An 18,396-nucleotide genomic window follows, 5' to 3' on the forward strand; every position below is an offset into this window, starting at 1 on the left:
CGACCGGTAGGTCGACAATGTCGCAGTGCCTGCACCGCTGAACGCCGAGAACGTCCGCCGCGCCCCGAAGGTGCTCCTGCACGACCACCTGGACGGCGGTCTGCGGCCGCGGACGGTGCTGGAGCTGGCCGACGAGCTGGGCTACCGCGACCTGCCGGCCGGCGACGTCGAGAGCCTGGGCCGCTGGTTCCGCGAGGCCGCGGACTCCGGCTCGCTGGAGAGCTACCTGGAGACGTTCGCGCACACCGTCGCCGTGATGCAGACGCCCGAGGCGGTGCAGCGGGTCGCGCGTGAGTGCGCGCTGGACCTCGCCGCCGACGGCGTCGTCCATGCCGAGGTGCGCATGGCTCCGGAGCTGCTGACCGCGATGCCCATGGAGGCGGCGGTCGAGGCGATGCTGGACGGCTACGCCCAGGGTGCCCGCGAGGCGGGATCGCCGATCCGGGTAGGCACGCTGCTGTGCGCCATGCGGCAGGCCGACCGGTGGGAGGAGGTCGCCGGGCTCGTCGTCCGCTACCGGGACGCCGGCGTCGTCGGCTTCGACCTCGCCGGTCCGGAGGACGGCTTCCCGCCGGACCGCATCCCCGCCGCCCTCGCGCTGCTGGACCGGGAGGGCGCGCACCGCACGGTGCACGCCGGTGAGGCGGCCGGCATCGAGAGCATCCGCGCCGCGCTCGACGGCGCCCGCGCCGAGCGGCTGGGACACGGCGTGCGGATCGCCGACGAGCTCGCCGCGGACGGCTCCCTCGGCCCGGTGGCGCAGCGGGTGCTCGACGAGCAGGTGACCCTCGAGGTCGCGCCGTCGTCCAACGTGCAGACCGGCGCCTATCGCTCGCTCGCCGACCACCCGGTGGACCGGCTGCACCGCGCCGGCTTCGCCGTCACGATCAACACCGACAACCGGCTGATGAGCGGGGTCTCGGTGACCAGCGAGGTCACCGACGTGGCGACGACGTTCGGCTGGACGTGGGACGACGTGCGGACGGTGACGGAGCGGGCCCTCGCCGCTGCCTTCCTGCCCGACGACGAACGCCGCCGGCTGCTCGACGACGTCGTCCGCCCCGGCTACGCGGCACTGGCGGACTGACCTCGTGGACCTCCAGCTCCCCGACCTGACGGGGCAGTCGCTCGAGCAGGTCCGCGACCTCGGGATCGCCTTCTTCCTCTCCGCCCTCATGGGGCTGGAGCGGGAGCTCCGGCAGAAGGCCGCCGGCCTGCGCACCCTGACGACGGTGGGCTTCGCCTCCGCGCTGTTCGTGGCGATCAGCGAGTCGGCGTTCGGGGACTCCCGGATCGCCGCCCAGGTGGTGTCCGGCCTCGGGTTCATCGGCGGCGGGCTGATCTTCGTGCGGCGTGACGCCGTCCGGGGGCTGACCACGGCGGCGGTCGTCTGGCTCACCGCGGCGATCGGCATGGCCGCGGGCGCGGGCCTGTGGCTCTTCGCGGTGGTGGCGGTGGTCGCGCACTTCCTGGTGTCCTACGGCTTCACCCCGCTGGCCCGCCGGCTCTCCGGGCGGATCGAGCGGGCGCACTCGCTGGTGTTCACCTACCGCGACGGCGAAGGCGTGTTGCGCCGGGCACTGGCGGAGTGCACGCAGCGGGGGTTCACGGTGCGCGAGCTGGCCACGGCGGCCGAGGACCTGGGCGGGGTCAGCCCGCCCGGGGGACGGCAGGCGACCGTGCGGCTCACCGTCGAGGGCACCGGGTCGGCGACGGAGCTGGCCGCCGGGCTGTCCGACCTCGAGGGCGTCGTCGCCATCGCGGTCGGGGCGACGGACGAACAGGCCGACTGACCAGGGTGGGGGCCGTCACCCCCGTACGCGGGAACAGCGTGGCGATCTTCGCTGCTACCCTCGGTGTACCGGCACAAGGCCGGTCATCCTCTCGGACGGTTTGTCCGGGCATGAGCGCATCCGTGCAGATCCCGCGTTCCACACCTGGGCGCAAGAGATCGCCAAGTGAGGACCGCCGGTAGTCGACGGCGCTCCTTCTTTTCCACGGGACGCGCTCCGAGCAGTATCGGAGCCCCACCCCGCATGACTTTGGTTCACCCTGTCGCCTTCGAGTCCACGTCGGACGAGACCGCTGTCGAGAACACCATCGAGAACGTCGAGAACGCCCCCGAGGCCGCTGAGGCCGTCGAGGCGGCTGCAGCCCCCGAGGGCCCCACGTTCGGCCAGCTGGGCCTGCCCCAGCTGCTCGTGACGGCCCTCGAGCGTCGCGGCATCCACCGGCCGTTCGCCATCCAGACCTCCGCCCTGCCGGACGCCCTCGCCGGGCGTGACGTGCTGGGCAAGGCGGCCACCGGCTCGGGCAAGACCCTCGCCTTCGGCCTGCCGCTGCTCGCCCGCATCGGCGCCGAGGTCAAGCAGGGCCGCCGCGCCCCGCGTGGCCTGGTCCTGGTGCCGACCCGCGAGCTGGCCCAGCAGGTGCACGACAACCTGGCGCCCCTCGGCCAGGCCACCGGCGTGCAGCTCGCCACCGTCTACGGCGGCGCGCCCATGTACCGCCAGATCCAGCAGCTGCGTCGTGGCGTCGACGTCATCATCGCCACGCCCGGCCGCCTGCAGGACCTGATCAACCAGGGCGAGGCCACCCTCGCCGAGGTCGTCATCACCGTGCTGGACGAGGCCGACTTCATGGCCGACCTGGGCTTCCTCCCGGTCGTCAAGGAGCTGCTCGACCAGACCGCCCGCGACGCCCAGCGCCTGCTGTTCTCGGCGACGCTGGACGGCGAGGTCGACAGCCTGGTCCGCCGCTACCTCAAGGACCCGGCCCGGCACGAGGTCAAGCGCGCCGGCGACGACGCGCCGCCCGCCGAGCACCTGGCCTTCAGCCTCGCGTTCCGCGACAAGCTGCAGGTGGCGACGGAGCTCGCCGGCCGCGCCGGCCGGACGATCATCTTCGCCCGCACCCAGCTCGGCGTCGACCGCCTGGCGGAGAACCTGAAGGCTGCCGGCATCAAGGCCGAGGCGATCCACGGTGGTCTTCCGCAGGCCGCGCGCAAGCGCGCCCTGGAGGAGTTCACCGACGCCCGCTCGCCGGTGCTCGTGGCCACGGACGTCGCCGCCCGCGGCATCCACGTGGACGACGTCTCGCTGGTCCTGCACTACGACCCGCCGACGGACGCCAAGACCTACCTGCACCGTTCGGGCCGCACCGCCCGCGCGGGTGCCGCCGGCGTCGTCGTCTCGCTGCTCCTGCCCGACCAGGTGGGCCAGTCCAAGCGCCGTTTCCGCACGGCCAAGGTGGACCCGCAGATCGACCGCATCCGGCCCAGCGACAAGGTCATCCTCGACCTGGTCGCCTCCGGTGTGCCGGTCGAGCCCAAGGAGCGCACGCAGCGCGACATGCGCCGCGGCGGCGGTGGCCCCGGTGGCCGTCCGCGTCGTGACGGCGACCGCCCCGGCGGCCCCCGTCGCTCCTACGGCGACCGCAACCGCTCCGGCGGTGGCGAGCGCCCGGGTCGCCCGGGTGGTGGCGAGCGCCGCTACGGCGGGGAGCGCCCGGCCCGTCAGGGCTGACATCTGGAACCGCAACGGCGGCCCGTCCCGGATTTCCGGGGCGGGCCGCCGTCGTTCGTCCTCGTGCGTCAGCTGCGGAAGACCAGGGCTCCGCTGACGGCGGTGACGACCTCGTCCCACGCCGGGCGCAGGGTGGCGGCGTCGGCGGCGGACAGCGCGGCGTCGGGCTCCCGGTCGGCGCGGGCCACGGCCCGGCCCAGGGGAGCGGTCGGCGCCAGCAGCTCGCCGACGCGGGTGAGGCCCGCGTACTCGGCCAGGTCGCGCACACCCTCCACCGGCTGCGCCAGCGCCTGGTGGGTGACCAGCCCGGAGGCGCCGTCGGCGACCTCGGCGAGCAGCTCGGCCAGTTCGGTGAGGTCGTAGCGGTCCAGGTCGGCCGGCAGCGGCGGCGTGTCGGTGTCGGCCACCTCGGGCCAGGAGGCGATCTCGCTCAGGTCGTGCGCCTCGTTGCCGGCGCAGAAGCGGCTCAGGTCGGCCGGGGTGTCGAAGACGAAGACCTCGCCGTCGCGACCCAGGAAGCGGGCGACGTCCTCCACGTAGCAGCGCAGGGTCACCCCGGCGCCGTCGGGGACGACGATCTCCACGGGCAGGATGCCGACGGCCTCCCAGAACTCCGCGGCCGCGGCGACGGCGGCGGGGGAGGCGGTCACCTTGCTGCCACGCGCGATCGTGCTCACGCCGACGGAGGCGGCGGTCGCACCGGCCGGAGCTGCGTCAGCGTCATCCGTGTCGTCGGCCGGCTCGTCGACGTCCGGCTCCTCGGCCGCCTCGGACGCCGAGGGGTAGGTCTCGACGGACACGGTGCCGCCGCCGGTCCAGTCGAAGTGCTCGGAGAGCTCCTCGACGACGTCCTCCCAGAGGTCGTCCAGGATGCTGCCGACGCCGATCCAGGCGTCCTCGCCGGAACGCCCGGCGAACGCCTCCACGCCGAGGCCCAGGGAACCGATCTCGGGCTTGGCGACGAGCTCGGCGACGGCCTCGAACTCGGTCTCGTCCTCGCCCAGGTCGTCGTCGTCCTCGTCGTCGGTGGCGTCGAGGCACTCGGCCAGGCGACCCACGATGTCGACGGTGGCGGCCAGCTCGTCGACGGCCCAGCGGTCGGGGTCCTCCGCGGCGATGTCGTACACGCCGTCGAGGTCGAACCGGTGGTCCTCGTCGGGCGTCAGGTCAGCGGCACCGAGGCCCGCGACGACCGGCCACACCGGGTGGTCGGAGAGGTCGTGGTCGTTCCGGCTGCGGCAGTACGCGGCGAGCGCGGCCGGCGAGGGGAAGAGGTGGACGACGGCCCGCGCGGTCGGGCTGTCGGGGTCGTCGTCGTTGATGTCGGCGCGCACCTCGACGGTCGTGCCGAGGAACGCCTGCCACTCCTCGCCGTCCTCCTCCCACGGCGGAGCCCACAGGGTGTACCCCGTGCGGTCGTCGAGAGTGAGGGCGATCGGGACGATGCTCGGCCTGGCCACCCGACCATCCTGCCCTGTCGCCCCGGCGGCGCATCCCCGGGGCGGAAACTGCCACCGGCCCCTTCCGGTGTCGGAAGGGGCCGGTGGTCGGACGTCAGAGGTTGATCATGTGGCCGGCGAGGCCGTGGATGGCCTCCTGCAGGCCCTCGCTGAGCGTGGGGTGCGCGTGCACGTTGCGTGCCAGCTCGGTGGCCGTGAGGTCCCACTTCTGGGCCAGGGTGAGCTCGGGCAGCAGCTCGGTGACCTCGGGGCCGACCAGGTGTCCGCCGAGGAGCTCGCCGTAGGTGTCGTCGGCGATCAGCTTCACGAAGCCGTTCGGCTCGGCGAGGCCGTGGGCCTTGCCGTTGGCGGTGAAGGGGAAGGAGGAGACCTTGACCTTCCAGCCCTTCTCCTCGGCCAGCTCGCGGGCCTGCTTCTCGGTGTAGCCGAAGCTGGCGACCTGGGGGGAGCAGAAGGTGGCGCGCGGCATCATCACGTAGTCCAGCTCCATCGTCTCCGCGCCCGCGAGGGTCTCGGCGGCGACGACGCCCTGCGCCTCGGCGACGTGGGCGAGCATCAGCTTGGCGGTGACGTCGCCGATCGCGTAGACGTGCGGGACGTTGGTGCGCATCCGGTCGTCGATGGCGATGGCGCCGCGGTCGGTGAGCTCGACGCCCAGCTTCTCCAGGCCGTAGCCCTCGGTCCGCGGTACGAAGCCGATCGCCTGCATGACCTTGTCGGTCTTCAGCTCCCGGGTGCCCTTGGCGTCGGAGACGGTGACGGTCACCTGGTCGCCGGAGTCGTCGATCTTCTCGACCTTGGTGGAGGTGAGGACGTCGACGCCGAGCTTGCGGTAGGCCTTGGCGAGTTCCTTGGAGACCGCCTCGTCCTCCAGCGGCAGGACCCGGTCGGCGAACTCGACGATGGTCACCTGCACGCCGAAGTTGCGGAGCACGAAGGCGAACTCGACGCCGATCGCACCCGCACCGGCGATGACGATGCTCTTCGGCAGGTCCCGGGTGGTGATCTGCTCCTCGTACGTGACCACGCGCTCGGAGAGCTCGGTGCCGGGCAGCAGCCGGGTCTTGGCGCCCGGGGCGAGGATCGCGTTGTCGAAGGTGACGGTCTCCTCGCCACCACCGTTCAGCGACACCTGCAGGGTGTTCGGGTCGGTGAACGTGCCCCAGCCGTCGAACTCGGTGATCTTGTTCTTCTTCATCAGGAAGTGCACGCCCTTGACCCGGCCGTCGGCGACCGAGCGGCTCCGGTCGAAGGCGGCACCGAAGTCGAAGGAGACCTCGCCGGAGATGCCGAAGGTCTTGGCTTCGTCACGGACGAGGTGGGCGAGCTCCGCGTTGCGCAGGAGCGCCTTGGACGGGATGCAGCCCACGTTGAGGCAGACACCGCCCCAGTACTTGGACTCGACCACGGCAACGGTCTTGCCGAGCTGGGCGGCGCGGATGGCGGCGACGTAGCCACCAGGGCCCGCACCGAGGACGACGACGTCGAAATGAGGCACGTATCGAGGGTAGTGCGACGACGGCCGGTACCCCCGCTGAGGCACCGGCCGTCGTTCGTTCCGTTGTTCACACACCCATCGGGTGCCACGAGAAGGACCCCGTCCCTCTCGCCGCTCGCAGGCCCACGTCGAGCCTCCGGACGGGGCCTCACACGCCCATCGGATGCCAGACCGTCTTGGTCTCCAGGAACGGCGTCATCCGGGTGAGCCCGGGGTCGGCGGTCCAGTCCGGCTCGGTGGCCGGCGGGCGGATCACGCGCTTGATGGTGCCGGCGGCCTCCCGCTCGAACTCCATCGCGCGACTCACCGGCGCACCGGTCAGGTCGATGCCGTCGACGTCGGCGTGCTCGGCCAGCCAGGGCCCGAGCTCCTCGGCGTCACCGGTGAGCAGGTTGACCACGCCGCCGGGGACGTCGCTGGTCGCGAGCACCTCGCCGAGCGTGACGGCCGGGATCGGCCGCTCCTTGGAGGTGACGACGACGGCGGTGTTGCCCGTCGCCAGGACCGGGGCGAGCACGCTGACCAGGCCGAGCAGCGACGACTGCTGCGGCGCGAGGACGGCGACGACGCCGCTGGGCTCCGGCGTGGAGAAGTCGAAGTACGGCCCGGCGACCGGGTTCGACCCACCGAGGACGGCGGCCAGCTTGTCGGTCCAGCCGGCGTACCAGACCCAGCGGTCGATGGCGGCGTCCACGGCGGCCCGCGCCTTCGACGTCGACAGGCCCTCGGCGTGGGCGACCTCGTCGCAGAACTGGACGTGCCGGCCCTCCATCACCTCGGCCACGCGGTAGAGCACCTGGCCGCGGTTGTAGGCGGTGGCGCCCGACCACTTCGCGAAGGCGCCGCGGGCGGCGACGACGGCGTCCCGGGCGTCCTTGCGGCTGGCCCAGGCGACGTTGCCCTGGAAGTGGCCCTTGGCGTCGGTGACCTCGTAGGTGCGGCCGCTCTCGGAGCGCGGGAAGGCGCCGTTCACGTAGAGCTTGTAGGTCTTGCGGACGGCGAGACGGTCGTTGCCGATCACTGGTCAGCACCCTTCAGGTACGCAGCGAGCCCGTGCCGGCCGCCTTCGCGGCCGTAGCCGGACTGCTTGTAGCCGCCGAAGGGCGACGTCGGGTCGAACTTGTTGAACGTGTTTGCCCACACCACGCCGGCGCGGAGCTGGTTCGCGATCTTCAGGATCCGCGAGCCCTTCTCGCTCCAGATGCCGGCCGAGAGCCCGTAGGTGGAGTTGTTCGCCTTCGCCACGGCCTCGTCGGGGGTGCGGAAGGTGAGCACCGAGAGGACCGGGCCGAAGACCTCGTCGCGGGCGATGCGGTGCGCGGGGGAGACGTCGGTGAAGATCGTCGGCGGGAACCAGAAGCCGCGGTCGGGCAGCTCGCAGGCCGGCTGCCAGCGGTTCGCGCCCTCGGCCTCGCCGATGTCGGAGAGCTCCCGGATGCGGGCGAGCTGCTCCGCGGAGTTGATCGCGCCGATGTCGGTGTTCTTGTCCAGCGGATCGCCGACGCGCAGCGTGCCGATGCGGCGCTGGAGGCTTGCGATGACCTCGTCGTGGATCGACTCCTGGACCAGCAGCCGGGAGCCGGCGCAGCAGACGTGCCCCTGGTTGAAGAAGATCCCCTGGACGATGCCCTCGACGGCCTGGTCGATCGGGGCGTCGTCGAAGACGATGTTCGCCGCCTTGCCGCCGAGCTCCAGCGTCAGCTTCTTGTTCGTGCCCGCCACCGCGCGGGCGATGGACCTGCCCACCTCGGTCGAGCCGGTGAAGGCGACCTTGTCGACGTCGCCGTGCTCGACGACCGCGCGACCGGTGTTCCCGGCGCCGGTCACGATGTTGACGACGCCCGCCGGCAGATCGGCCTGCTGGCAGATCTCGGCGAACAGCAACGCGCTCAGCGGGGTGGTCTCGGCCGGCTTGAGGACGACGGTGTTGCCCGCGGCCAGCGCCGGCGCGACCTTCCACGCCAGCATCAGCAGCGGGAAGTTCCAGGGGATGACCTGGCCGGCGACGCCCAGGGGGCGGGGTGCGGTGCCGAGGCCGACGTGGTCGAGCTTGTCGGCCCAGCCGGCGTAGTAGAAGAAGTGCGCGGCGGCCAGCGGGACGTCGACGTCGCGGGACTCGCGGATCGGCTTGCCGTTGTCCAGCGACTCCAGGACGGCGAACTCGCGGGCGCGCTCCTGCAGCAGGCGCGCGATGCGGAACAGGTACTTGCCGCGGTCGGCGGGGCGCATCGGGCCCCAGGTCTTCTCGAAGGCGCGCCGGGCGGCGCGGACGGCGCGGTCGACGTCGGCGTCGCTGGCCGAGGAGACCTCGGTGAGGACCTCCTCGGTGGCCGGGTTGACGGTCTTGAAGGACTCGCCGGTGCCGTCGACGAACTCGCCGTCGATGAACAGGCCGTAGGACGGCGCGATGTTCACGATCGACCGCGACTCGGGGGCGGGGGCGTACTCGAATACGGACATCTCGTTCAGTCCACCGTCACGTAGTCGGGGCCGGAGTAGTGGCCGGTGCGCAGCTTCTGCCGCTGCAGGAGGAGGTCGTTGAGCAGGCTCGAGGCGCCGAAGCGGAACCAGTCGGCATGCAGCCAGTCCGGGCCCACGGTCTCGTTGATGAGCACGAGGTGCTTGACGGCGTCCTTGGTGGTCTTGATGCCGCCGGCGGGCTTGAAGCCGATCTGGCGGCCGGTGGCGATGCGGAAGTCGCGGACCGCCTCGAGCATCACCAGGCTCACCGGGAGGGTGGCCGCGGGGGTCACCTTGCCGGTGGAGGTCTTGATGAAGTCACCGCCGGCGAGCATGGCGATCCAGCTGGCGCGGCGGACGTTGTCCAGGGTCTTGAGCTCGCCGGTCTCGAGGATGACCTTGAGGTGGGCGGGGGCGCCTCCGTCAGGCCGGGAACAGGCCTCCTTGACGGCGACGATCTCCTCGTAGACGTCGAGGTAGCGGCCGGTCAGGAAGGCGCCGCGGTCGATGACCATGTCGATCTCGTCGGCGCCGTTCTCCACGGCGTCGCGGACGTCGGCGATCTTCACCGCGCGGCTCGCGCGGCCGCTCGGGAACGCGGTGGCGACGGCGGCGACGTGGATGCCGGTGCCGACCAGGGCGTCGCGGGCCACGCCGGCCAGGTCGCCGTAGACGCAGACGGCGGCGACGCGGGGCGTGGTCGGGTCGGACGGGTCGGGCTGCTTGGCCTTGGCGGCGAGGCTGCGGACCTTTCCGGGGGTGTCGGCACCCTCGAGCGTGGTCAGGTCGACCATCGAGATCGCGGTGTCGATCGCCCACGCCTTCGAGGTCGTCTTGATCGAGCGGGTGCCCAGCTGTGCGACACGGGCCTCGGCGCCGACCTGGTCCACGCCCGGAAGGCCGTGCAGGAAGGCTCGGAAGGCCGAGTCGGAGCGGATCACGTCGTCGTACGGCGGCAGCGGCGCGTGCACCGCGGGGGTCGCCCCGGGCAGCGCGTCGGGGTCGAGCACGTGGGTCATGCCGCCCATTCTCCACTGGCGGGAGCTGCTTCCCGACCGCCGCTCACCCGCCCGGAGCATGCGGCGCCGCCCCGATGGTCGGCGGGCGGGGCCAGCAGGTGGTTCGGCTCGTCCGACCTGTCGCTGTCCAGGCTCGGCTGACATCTGTGAACAGGCCCCTGACCTGGGGATTCATGCTGCACGCTCGGGCCATCTCAGCTAGAATTCGTACATACGTTCGAGTCGTCCGGGAGGTGTCGTGCAGCAGCTGGAGTCGTTGGGGTCGCTGCTCGACGAGCTCTCCGGTGAGCGGCTGGAGGGGATGTTCGGCCCGCAGTTGCTGGAGCGGCTGAGCCCGCTGCTGACGTTGCAAAACCGGATCGCCGCCGAGGTGGCGCGCACGGTGCGGCAGTGCGAACTCGCGGATGCGGCGGAGTTCGACGGGAAGGCGTCGATGGCGTCCTGGCTGCGCGGGCACGCGCGGATGTCGCAGTCCGCGGCGATCAGGTTGGTGCGTAACGGCCGAGCGCTGGAGCAGTTGCCAGCCGTCGCAGCGGCAGCCGCTCGGGGCGCGGTGAGCGCCGAGGCGGTCTCGGTCATCGCACCGGCCGCCGCCCCGAAGAACGTGGCCGCCGCGCAAGCGCAGGGCGTGGACCTCGCCGAGGTCGACGCCGCCCTGGCCGATGCCGCAGCGGCAGTCTTCGACCCCGAGCTGCGCAAGGCGGTCGCCCACTACCTCGACCGGCTGGATCCCGACGGCCCAGAACCCGACCCCACCGAGCAGCGGTCGCTGACCTGGGCCAAGCACTCCGACGGCTCCGTGACCGGCCGCTTGGAACTGGACGCGGTCGGCGGGGAGAAGGCGATGGCCGCGGTCGAGTCGATCGTGCAGGCCAACCGGCCCGCCGGAGATCTGAGAACCCGCGCCCAGCAGCAGGCCGACGCCTTCGTCCAGCTGTGTGACAACCAGCTCGCCGCCGGCACCCTGCCGACGCTGCGCACCTTCAAGCCGCACGTCGTGGTCACCATCCCGTTGGAGGACCTGGTCGGCTCCGACACCGGCTCCGCGACCGCCGACCTCGGGTTCGGCGCCACCATCTCCGCCGCACGCGCCCGGTGGCTGGCCTGCGACGGCAACGTCACCCGCATCGTGATCGGCCCCCAAGGCCAACCCCTCGAACAGGGCCGCAGCCACCGGGTCGTACCGCCCCACCTGTGGCGAGCACTCACCGCCCGCGACCAGCACTGCGTGTTCAGCGGCTGCGACGCCCCCGCCCACTGGTGCGAGGCCCACCACCTCATCCATTGGGCCCACGGCGGCGACACCGACCTGCACAACCTCGCCCTGCTGTGCGAACGCCACCACACCAAGGTCCACCACGGATTCCGGATCGAACGCGACGAATCCGGCCGATGGCACACCTACCGACCCGACGGCACCGAGATCCTCGTCCTGCCCCGCATCACCACCGAACCGGTCACCACCCGCGCGGGCTGACGGTGCGGCTGAGGCTTCGGTCTCAGGCGTACGGGTGGACGGTGGGAGCGGACGCCCCGCGGCCCGGAGGGTGGCCGATACCGTGTCGCCCGTGCAGCTCACCGTCGTCGACCATCCGTTGGCCCGTGCCCGCCTCTCCCGCATGCGGGACGAGCGCACCGACAACGCCATGTTCCGGGCCGCCCTGCGCGAGCTCACGCAGATGCTGGTCTACGAGGCCACCCGCGACCTGCAGATCGCCGAGGAGCCGATCACCACGCCGGTGACGACGACGACCGGCTACAAGCTGGCTGCCCCGCCGCTGATCGTCCCGGTGCTGCGCGCCGGCCTCGGCATGGCCGACACCGCGCACGGGATGCTGCCCGAGTCCCAGATGGGCTTCGTCGGCCTGGCCCGCAACGAGGAGACCTTCGAGCCCGAGGCCTACATGGCCTCGTTGCCCGAGACGCTGGTCGACCGCGACGTCTTCGTGCTCGACCCCATGCTGGCCACCGGCGGCTCGCTGGTGCACTGCTGCGAGCTGCTCGTCGCCCGCGGCACGACGTCGATCACCGTGCTCTGCGCTCTCGCCGCCCCGGAGGGCATCCAGCGGCTCGAGGAGAGCGGACTGCCCCTGCGGGTGTTCACCGCGAGCCTCGAGGAGGGCCTGAACGACAAGGCCTACATCGTCCCGGGGCTCGGCGACGCCGGCGACCGCCAGTTCGGCGCGGTCTGACCGTGCGCTTCGGAGTGCTGGGCACCGGTCACTGGGCGCGTGCGGTGCACGCGACGGCACTCGCCGAGCACCCGTCGGCCGACCTGGTGGGCGTCTGGGGCCGCGATCTGGCGAAGGCCAAAGCCCTCGGCGCGGAGTTCGAGGTGCCCGGCTACGGCGACGTCGACGCGCTCCTGGCCGACGTCGACGCCGTCGCGATCGCGCTGCCGCCGGACGTGCAGGCGCCGCTCGCGGTGCGCGCCGCCGAGGCCGGCAAGCACCTGCTGCTGGAGAAGCCGATCGCCCTCGACGCCGCCGGTGCCGACCGCGTGGTCGACGCCGTGCGGGCGGCAGGCGTCGCCTCCGTCGTCTTCTTCACCTTCCGGTTCCAGGAGGCGACGTCCACCTGGCTGACCCAGGCAGGGCGCACCCGGCTGGCCGGTGGCTCGGGCTCGTGGCTGTCGTCGCTGGCCGGCACCCCCTTCGCCGCCTCGCCGTGGCGGCAGGAGCACGGCGCGCTCTGGGACATCGGCCCGCACGCGCTGTCGGTGCTCGTGCCGGCGCTCGGTCCCGTCGTCGCCGTGCAGGCCGGTGCCGGCCGCGGTGACACGGTGCACCTCGTCCTCACCCACGAGTCCGGCGCCGCCTCCACGGTCACGCTCTCGCACACGGTGGCCCCCATGTCGGCGGGCATCGAGTTCTACGTGCACGGCGACGCCGGCCGGCTGGTCCTGCTGCCCGAGGTCGACGAGCCGGTGGCCGCCTTCCAGGTGGCCGTCGACGAGCTGACCGCGGCGGCTCTCACCGGTGGGACGCACCCCTGCGACGTCGGCTTCGGTCGCGACGTCGTCGCTGTCCTTGCCGCCGCGGTCCGCGCGCTGGACTCCGGCTGTCGGGAGTCCGTGCCGGGATGACGACAGCGCTCCGGGGGAGGGCGGGGAACTGGCTCGTCCCCACGGGCCGCATGCGCCGGCGGGACTGGTGGCTGCGCTATGTGCTGGTCATCGTCATCCTGGGTGCCGTCACCACGTCGATCGACGCGGAGTGGTTCCCGGATGCCTACCCCCGGCTGATCGGCGGAGACGGATTTAACGTGCTCTGGCCCTTCCCCGACTCGGGCGGTCCGGTCACGGCGATCACGGCTCTCGTCCTCTTCGTGCCGAACGTCGCGGCGACGGTGACCCGGCTGCATGATCGAGGCCACTCCGCCTGGTGGTTGCTGTGGAACCTCCTTCCGGGCATCGGCTGGCTGGTGCTGATCGTGACCGTCGGGCTGCTGGGTACCGAGCCGCGCGCCAATGACTACGGCCCGCCACCAGCCTGAGCGGCGTGACCTGATGCAGAGGCTCAGTCGAAGGGGTTCGTGAGCACTGACCTGGCCTGCAGGACGTCGAAGGTGACCGGCGGGCCCTCGGTGGTCGTGGTGCCCGGGACCTCGACCGAGGCGCCGCCGTCGACGCTGAAGGTCGCGCCCCAGGTGGTGGTCAGCGAGGCGGTGTAGGTGCCGCTGCGGTAGTCGTGCGTGACGGTGTGGTCCGGATAGGGCGCGCCCGGGTCGGTGGTGGTGAGGTCGGTGCCGTCGCCGGTGTGCCAGGTGAAGGCCGTGGCTCCGGCGGTGATGGTGACCGTGAAGCCGCGGATGTCCACGGTGAACGTCTGGGTGGTGGGCGAGTCGGTGAAGAAGATGACCGGCAGGCCGACCAGGGCGTCGCCCGGGGGCTGCTGCCGTGTGGCCAGCTGGGGGAGCGGCAGGGTCTGGAAGAACCGGAACACCTCGTCCGGCGACGGCGGCGGGTTCAGTGCCGTGACGTCGATGCAGGCGCGGTTGCCGGTGATCCACGGCCCGACGGGCGTTCCGACGGGCGCTCCTCCAGTGGGGAAGCCGTCCTGGGTGACCGTCGTGCCGTCCGGGCCGGAGAGGGCCAGTCGCCGCTGCTCGGGCACCAGGTCTTGGACCACACGGCCGGGCGGCGCAGGGCAGGTGCGGAAGTCGCTCGGCTGGCACGCGCCAGTCTCGCGATCGTTGATGACGCAGGGCCTGGAGAGCCGATACGTGTAGGGGTGTTCGAGCGGGGCTGAAGTGGAAGCGAACCAGGCGCCACCGGGCGCTTGCCCCAGGTAGCTCGCAGTGAGGGAGCCGGGCCCAGTGGTGACCGCCGGTTCGTCGCAGTCGAGGCCGACGCAAGCCTGGGCCGGCGCTGCGCTCAGCGCGACGCAGGCGGCCACGAGGCCGAGCGCGAGTAGGAGCCGGCGCATCCCCTCAGCCCACCGTGAGGCCAGTGATGACCCAGCTCTGGAGAGTTTGGTCCCAGACGAGAGAGGCCCCCGACTGCAGCTCCTGTGGAGTCGGGGCAGAGCGAGTCGGAACTACCTGGCCGGAGCGGTCTACCGCGGTGATGGGCCCCTGGACGTAGCTGAATCCCATCTCGGCCTTGTCGCCGTCAACCAGGGCGGGCCCGTACTCGTCGAACTCGTAGACGTAGTCCCGGTAGCTGTAGCCGGCGCCGAGGTCCGCCTCGAATGCGTCGGCGATCTGGCCGCAGGTCCGGCAGTCCCGGCTGAGTTCGAGCAGTGGGGTCGGGTCTTCCGACTGGAGGGCGAGATGGCCGGTGAGAGCGACGTAGTAGCGGACGAACTCGACGGCGCCGTCGGCTGTCTGCTCGCGGGCCTGCTTCGGCACGGGGAACGATTCCGGGCCGAGCGGCGGGAGCGCATCTTCGCTCGCCTCGGCGGTGGCCGTCGGCAGCGAGGTGCTGGCCTCCTGCTTCTCCGAGCAGCCGGTGAGCGCCGCGGCACCCACGAGCAGTACCGCCCCGAGCCGCGTGCTCCAGCGCCGAGTCACGATCGCACCTCCGAGTTGATCACCGACCGCCGGAGACTACGCAGAGCAGGAACCAGCGCGCAGCCGTGCCTGTGGAGAACCACCCGGCTGTGCGTCAGAGCCCCAGCGCCGCCGACATCTCCGCGCGCAGCTGGTCCAGCTCGTCGGCCCCGCGACCGCGGGCGGCGATCAGCCCCGCGTCGTCGTACACGGGCACCACCGTCTCGAGGTAGGCCTTGAGCTTGGGCTCGGTCCCGGACGGCCGCACGATCACCCGCACGCCCTCGCCCAGCAACCGCACCGCGTCGATCGACGGCGTCTCCAGAGCAAGGTCGGCGTAATCGACCGCCCGCCCCAGCAGCGTCGCCGGCGGGGCCGAGCGCAGCCGCGCCATCGCGTCGGAGATCAGCGTGAGGTCCTCCACCCGCACCGACAGCTGGCCGGTGACGAAGAGGCCGTGCTCGTTCGCCAGCTCGTCGAGCCGGTCGAGCAGCGTGCGCCCGCCGGCCTTGAGCTCTGCCGCCAGAAGCGCGACGGCGAGTGCCGCGGAGATGCCGTCCTTGTCGCGCACGACCGACGGCGCCACGGAGTAGCCCAGCGCCTCCTCGTAGCCGTACACCAGCGGCGCCTGATCCGAGCCGGCCCGCATGATCCACTTGAAGCCCGTCGGCGTCTCCTCCGACGGCACGCCGTGGGTCTCCGCGATCGCGTGCATCAGCGAGCCACTCACCAGCGACGACGCGTAGGTGCCGCGCACTCCGCGCCGGAGCAGCCAGTCGGCCAGCAGGGCGCCGACCTCGTCGCCGGTCAGCTGGCGCCCTCCGACGACCACCGAGCAGCGGTCGGCGTCCGGGTCCTGCGCGATCGCGACGTCGGCACCGACCCGCGCGGCGAGCGCGGTCAGCAGGTCGACGGCGCCCGGCTCCTCCGGATTCGGGAAGGAGACGGTCGGGAACGCCGGGTCCGGCACGTCCTGCTCGGGGACGCCGGCCGGCTCGGCGAACCCGGCGGCGGCGAACACCAGCCGGGTCGTCGAGGCGCCCACGCCGTGCATGGCGGTATAGGCGACCCGCAGCGCGGCGCGGTCGTCTGCCGGCACCTGCCCGGGGTCGAGCTCGCGCACCACGGCGGCGACGTACTCGGTGAGGACGTCGTCCCCGAGGATCCCGTGCCCGCCGGTCAGGGGGATCTCGCGCGCCGGCCCGACGGCGGCGATCGCGGCCTCGATCGCCGCGTCGGCCGGGGGCACCAGCTGGGCGCCCTGCTCCAGGTACAGCTTGTAGCCGTTGTCGTCGGGCGGGTTGTGGCTGGCGGTCACCATCACGCCGGCCACCGCCCCGAGGTGCCGGACGGCGAAGGCCAGCACCGGCGTCGGCAGCGGTCGCGGCATCAGCTGCACGGTGAAGCCGAGCCCGGAGAACACCTGCGCCGAGAGCTGCGCGAACTCGTCGGACCGTCGCCGGGCGTCGAAGCCGATGACGACGGTCCCGCCGGCGAGCCCGGTGTCCTGCAGGTACCGGCCGACCCCGGCGGCGGCGCGCAGCACCACCGCGGCGTTCATCCCGGCAGGCCCGGCGCGCAGCGGCCCGCGCAGCCCCGCCGTCCCGAAGGTCAGGGGGCCGGCGAACCGGCGGCCGAGCTCCTCGGTGTTCCCGGCGTCCACCAGGGCGAGGATCTCGGCCCGGTCGCCGTCGTTCGGGTCGGCCTCGGCCCAGGCGCGGGCCGTGTCGAGCAGGTCGTGCGTCATGCCGGGAAGTTCTCCGCGTCGAAGTCGGCGGTCGTGTACTCGCCACCGACCCGGCCGTGCACCGGATCGGAGAGGTCGGGCTCGCCGTGCTCGGCGACGAGCGCCTCGGCATATGCCTCGGCGTCGTCGACCGACTCGTAGCCCAGCTCCTGCGCGGCGGTGAGGTCCCACCAGCGCCGGGTGTTGTCCGAGACGCCCCAGACGACGCGGAAACCTGGCGCCGGCGCGCTGAGCGCGGCGTCCACGAGCGAGATCTGGTCGGCGGGGGAGAGCCAGGTGGACAGCTGCCGGGTCGTGGTCGGCTCGGGGAACGCGCTGCCGATGCGCAGGCAGACGACGTCGAGGCCGTACCGCTCGACGTAGAGCGAGCCCAGCGCCTCCATCGTGACCTTGGAGACGCCGTAGTAGGTGTCCGGCCGCGGCGGGGCGTCGGCCTCGCGCAGCAGGCTCCCGTCGGCGGGACGCTCGGTGTAGCCGCTGGCGTGGTTGCTGCTGGCCAGCACCACGCGCGGGACGCCGGCCAGCCGGGCTGCCTCCAGCGCGGCGAACGTGGACTGGATGTTCGTGTCCCGGATCGCCGGCCAAGTGGACTCACCCGAGATGCCGGCCATGTGCACGATCGCGGACGCGCCCTGCGCGGCATCGGTCATCGCGGCGAGATCGGCGGCGTCGGCGACGAGCTGCTCCTCGCCGGGCCGGACGTCGGGAATCGGGACGACGTCCAGGGAGCGCAGCGCCCAGCCGCGCTCGGGCAGTCCGCCGCGCAGGACCGTGCCGATCCGCCCGGCCGCGCCGGTCAGGAGGACCAGGCCGCTCACGGGAGCCGACCGATCATCTCGACCAGGAACTCGCCCAGCCGCCCGGCAGCGGCCTTGCCGGCCGCCAGCACCTCCGCGTGGTTCAGCACCTCGCCGGTGATGCCGGCCGCGGCGTTGGTGACCATCGACAGGCCGAACACCTCGAGCCCGGCGGCACGGGCGGCGATCGCCTCGAGCCCGGTGGACATGCCCACCAGGTCGGCGCCCATCGTGCGCAGCATCCGGATCTCGGCAGGCGTCTCGTAGTGCGGCCCGGGCAGCTGGGCGTAGACGCCCTCGGCCAGTGACGGGTCGAGCTCGCGGGCCAGCGTGCGGAGTCGCGAGGAGTACAGGTCGGTCAGGTCCACGAATTCCGCGCCGACCAGCGGGGAGCGGGCGGTCAGGTTGAGGTGATCGCTGATGATGACCGGCTGCCCGACGCGGTGATCGGGAGCGAGTCCGCCGGCGGCGTTGGTGAGCAGCACCGTCCGCACGCCCGCGGCGGCGGCGGTGCGCACCCCGTGCACGACCGGCTCGACGCCGCGGCCCTCGTAGAGGTGCGTGCGCCCGAGGAAGAGCAGCACCTTCCGGTCGCCGACGCGGACCGACCGCACCTCGCCGCCGTGCCCGACGGCGGTCGGGGCGGCGAAACCGGGGAGGTCGCCGACGAACACCGACGACCGCGCGGCGCCGAAGGCGTCCGCGGCCGGGGCCCAGCCGGAGCCCATGACCACCGCGACGTCGTGCGGCCCGTCGAGAGCGGTGGTGAGGTCCCCTGCGGCCCGGGCGGCGAGGTCGTGCGGATCGTTCGAGTATCGCTGGCTCACGCACGGACGCTAGCGCAGCGACCGCATCACGCATCGCGGAAGGGCCCGTCCATCGGCCGGGTGATCATGCTC

General features: G+C 72.6%; 17 protein-coding genes. 7 read left to right on the top strand and 10 right to left on the bottom strand.

Annotated features, from left to right (window positions below; genetic code table 11):
- Positions 1-25: 25 nt before the first annotated feature.
- From LBW97_RS14635 to LBW97_RS14645, 3 genes are all read left to right on the top strand, one after another.
- Entirely contained in the window at positions 26-1,087 is a 1,062-nt protein-coding gene (locus LBW97_RS14635; RefSeq protein ID WP_224500081.1) for an adenosine deaminase, read from the top strand.
- A gap of 4 nt (positions 1,088-1,091) precedes the next feature.
- The gene (locus tag LBW97_RS14640; protein ID WP_224500082.1) at positions 1,092-1,793 is read left to right on the top strand and encodes an MgtC/SapB family protein; all 702 of its coding nucleotides are present in this window, start codon (positions 1,092-1,094) and stop codon (positions 1,791-1,793) included.
- 243 nt (positions 1,794-2,036) lie between these two features.
- Positions 2,037-3,524 carry a DEAD/DEAH box helicase gene (locus tag LBW97_RS14645; protein ID WP_224500083.1) on the top strand — a complete coding sequence of 496 codons (1,488 nt, stop codon included), beginning with the start codon at positions 2,037-2,039 and terminating at the stop codon, positions 3,522-3,524.
- 68 nt (positions 3,525-3,592) lie between these two features.
- Here the strand turns inward: LBW97_RS14645 and LBW97_RS14650 are convergent, their stop codons facing one another.
- The 5 genes from LBW97_RS14650 to deoC form a co-directional block, all read right to left on the bottom strand.
- Entirely contained in the window at positions 3,593-4,984 is a 1,392-nt protein-coding gene (locus tag LBW97_RS14650) for a hypothetical protein (RefSeq protein ID WP_224500084.1), read from the bottom strand.
- Between the two features lie 94 nt (positions 4,985-5,078).
- Positions 5,079-6,482: a dihydrolipoyl dehydrogenase gene (gene lpdA, locus LBW97_RS14655; RefSeq protein ID WP_224500085.1), complete on the bottom strand. Its 1,404-nt coding sequence runs from the start codon at positions 6,480-6,482 to the stop codon at positions 5,079-5,081.
- Between the two features lie 148 nt (positions 6,483-6,630).
- Positions 6,631-7,503, bottom strand: a complete 873-nt coding sequence (locus LBW97_RS14660; RefSeq protein ID WP_224500086.1) for an aldehyde dehydrogenase family protein — start codon at positions 7,501-7,503, stop codon at positions 6,631-6,633.
- Positions 7,500-8,942, bottom strand: a complete 1,443-nt coding sequence (locus LBW97_RS14665; RefSeq protein WP_224500087.1) for an aldehyde dehydrogenase family protein — start codon at positions 8,940-8,942, stop codon at positions 7,500-7,502. Before LBW97_RS14665 ends, LBW97_RS14660 begins: the two co-directional genes overlap by 4 nt.
- A 5-nt stretch (positions 8,943-8,947) precedes the next feature.
- Positions 8,948-9,961, bottom strand: a complete 1,014-nt coding sequence (gene deoC / locus LBW97_RS14670) for a deoxyribose-phosphate aldolase (protein WP_224500088.1) — start codon at positions 9,959-9,961, stop codon at positions 8,948-8,950.
- Between the two features lie 238 nt (positions 9,962-10,199).
- On the opposite strand from deoC, the gene LBW97_RS14675 reads away from it, so the two are divergent.
- From LBW97_RS14675 to LBW97_RS14690, 4 genes are all read left to right on the top strand, one after another.
- Positions 10,200-11,438, top strand: coding sequence for a DUF222 domain-containing protein (locus tag LBW97_RS14675; protein WP_308010479.1), 1,239 nt, complete (start codon positions 10,200-10,202; stop codon positions 11,436-11,438).
- A gap of 91 nt (positions 11,439-11,529) precedes the next feature.
- On the top strand, positions 11,530-12,153 hold the full coding sequence (gene upp / locus LBW97_RS14680; protein ID WP_224500089.1) for a uracil phosphoribosyltransferase: 624 nt from the start codon (positions 11,530-11,532) through the stop codon (positions 12,151-12,153).
- A gap of 2 nt (positions 12,154-12,155) precedes the next feature.
- Complete coding sequence (locus LBW97_RS14685; protein ID WP_224500090.1) at positions 12,156-13,046, top strand: Gfo/Idh/MocA family protein; 891 nt, start codon at positions 12,156-12,158, stop codon at positions 13,044-13,046.
- On the top strand, positions 13,043-13,456 hold the full coding sequence (locus tag LBW97_RS14690; RefSeq protein ID WP_224500091.1) for a DUF805 domain-containing protein: 414 nt from the start codon (positions 13,043-13,045) through the stop codon (positions 13,454-13,456). The genes LBW97_RS14685 and LBW97_RS14690 overlap by 4 nt, the downstream gene beginning before the upstream one ends.
- A 23-nt stretch (positions 13,457-13,479) precedes the next feature.
- Here LBW97_RS14690 and LBW97_RS14695 read toward each other — a convergent pair whose 3' ends face one another.
- The 5 genes from LBW97_RS14695 to LBW97_RS14715 all read right to left on the bottom strand — a co-directional run bounded on the left by LBW97_RS14695 (position 13,480) and on the right by LBW97_RS14715 (position 18,324).
- Entirely contained in the window at positions 13,480-14,076 is a 597-nt protein-coding gene (locus LBW97_RS14695) for a hypothetical protein (protein ID WP_224500092.1), read from the bottom strand.
- Positions 14,077-14,392: 316 nt separating this feature from the next.
- Positions 14,393-14,974, bottom strand: a complete 582-nt coding sequence (locus LBW97_RS14700; protein WP_224500093.1) for a DUF6318 family protein — start codon at positions 14,972-14,974, stop codon at positions 14,393-14,395.
- Positions 14,975-15,068: 94 nt separating this feature from the next.
- The gene (locus LBW97_RS14705) at positions 15,069-16,700 is read right to left on the bottom strand and encodes a phospho-sugar mutase (RefSeq protein WP_224500094.1); all 1,632 of its coding nucleotides are present in this window, start codon (positions 16,698-16,700) and stop codon (positions 15,069-15,071) included.
- Entirely contained in the window at positions 16,697-17,518 is an 822-nt protein-coding gene (locus tag LBW97_RS14710; RefSeq protein ID WP_224500095.1) for an NAD-dependent epimerase/dehydratase family protein, read from the bottom strand. Before LBW97_RS14710 ends, LBW97_RS14705 begins: the two co-directional genes overlap by 4 nt.
- Entirely contained in the window at positions 17,515-18,324 is an 810-nt protein-coding gene (locus LBW97_RS14715; RefSeq protein WP_224500096.1) for a purine-nucleoside phosphorylase, read from the bottom strand. The genes LBW97_RS14710 and LBW97_RS14715 overlap by 4 nt, the downstream gene beginning before the upstream one ends.
- Between the last annotated feature and the right edge of the window lie 72 nt (positions 18,325-18,396).

It is taken from the genome of Blastococcus sp. LR1 (assembly GCF_020166105.1).
Lineage (GTDB): Bacteria > Actinomycetota > Actinomycetes > Mycobacteriales > Geodermatophilaceae > Blastococcus.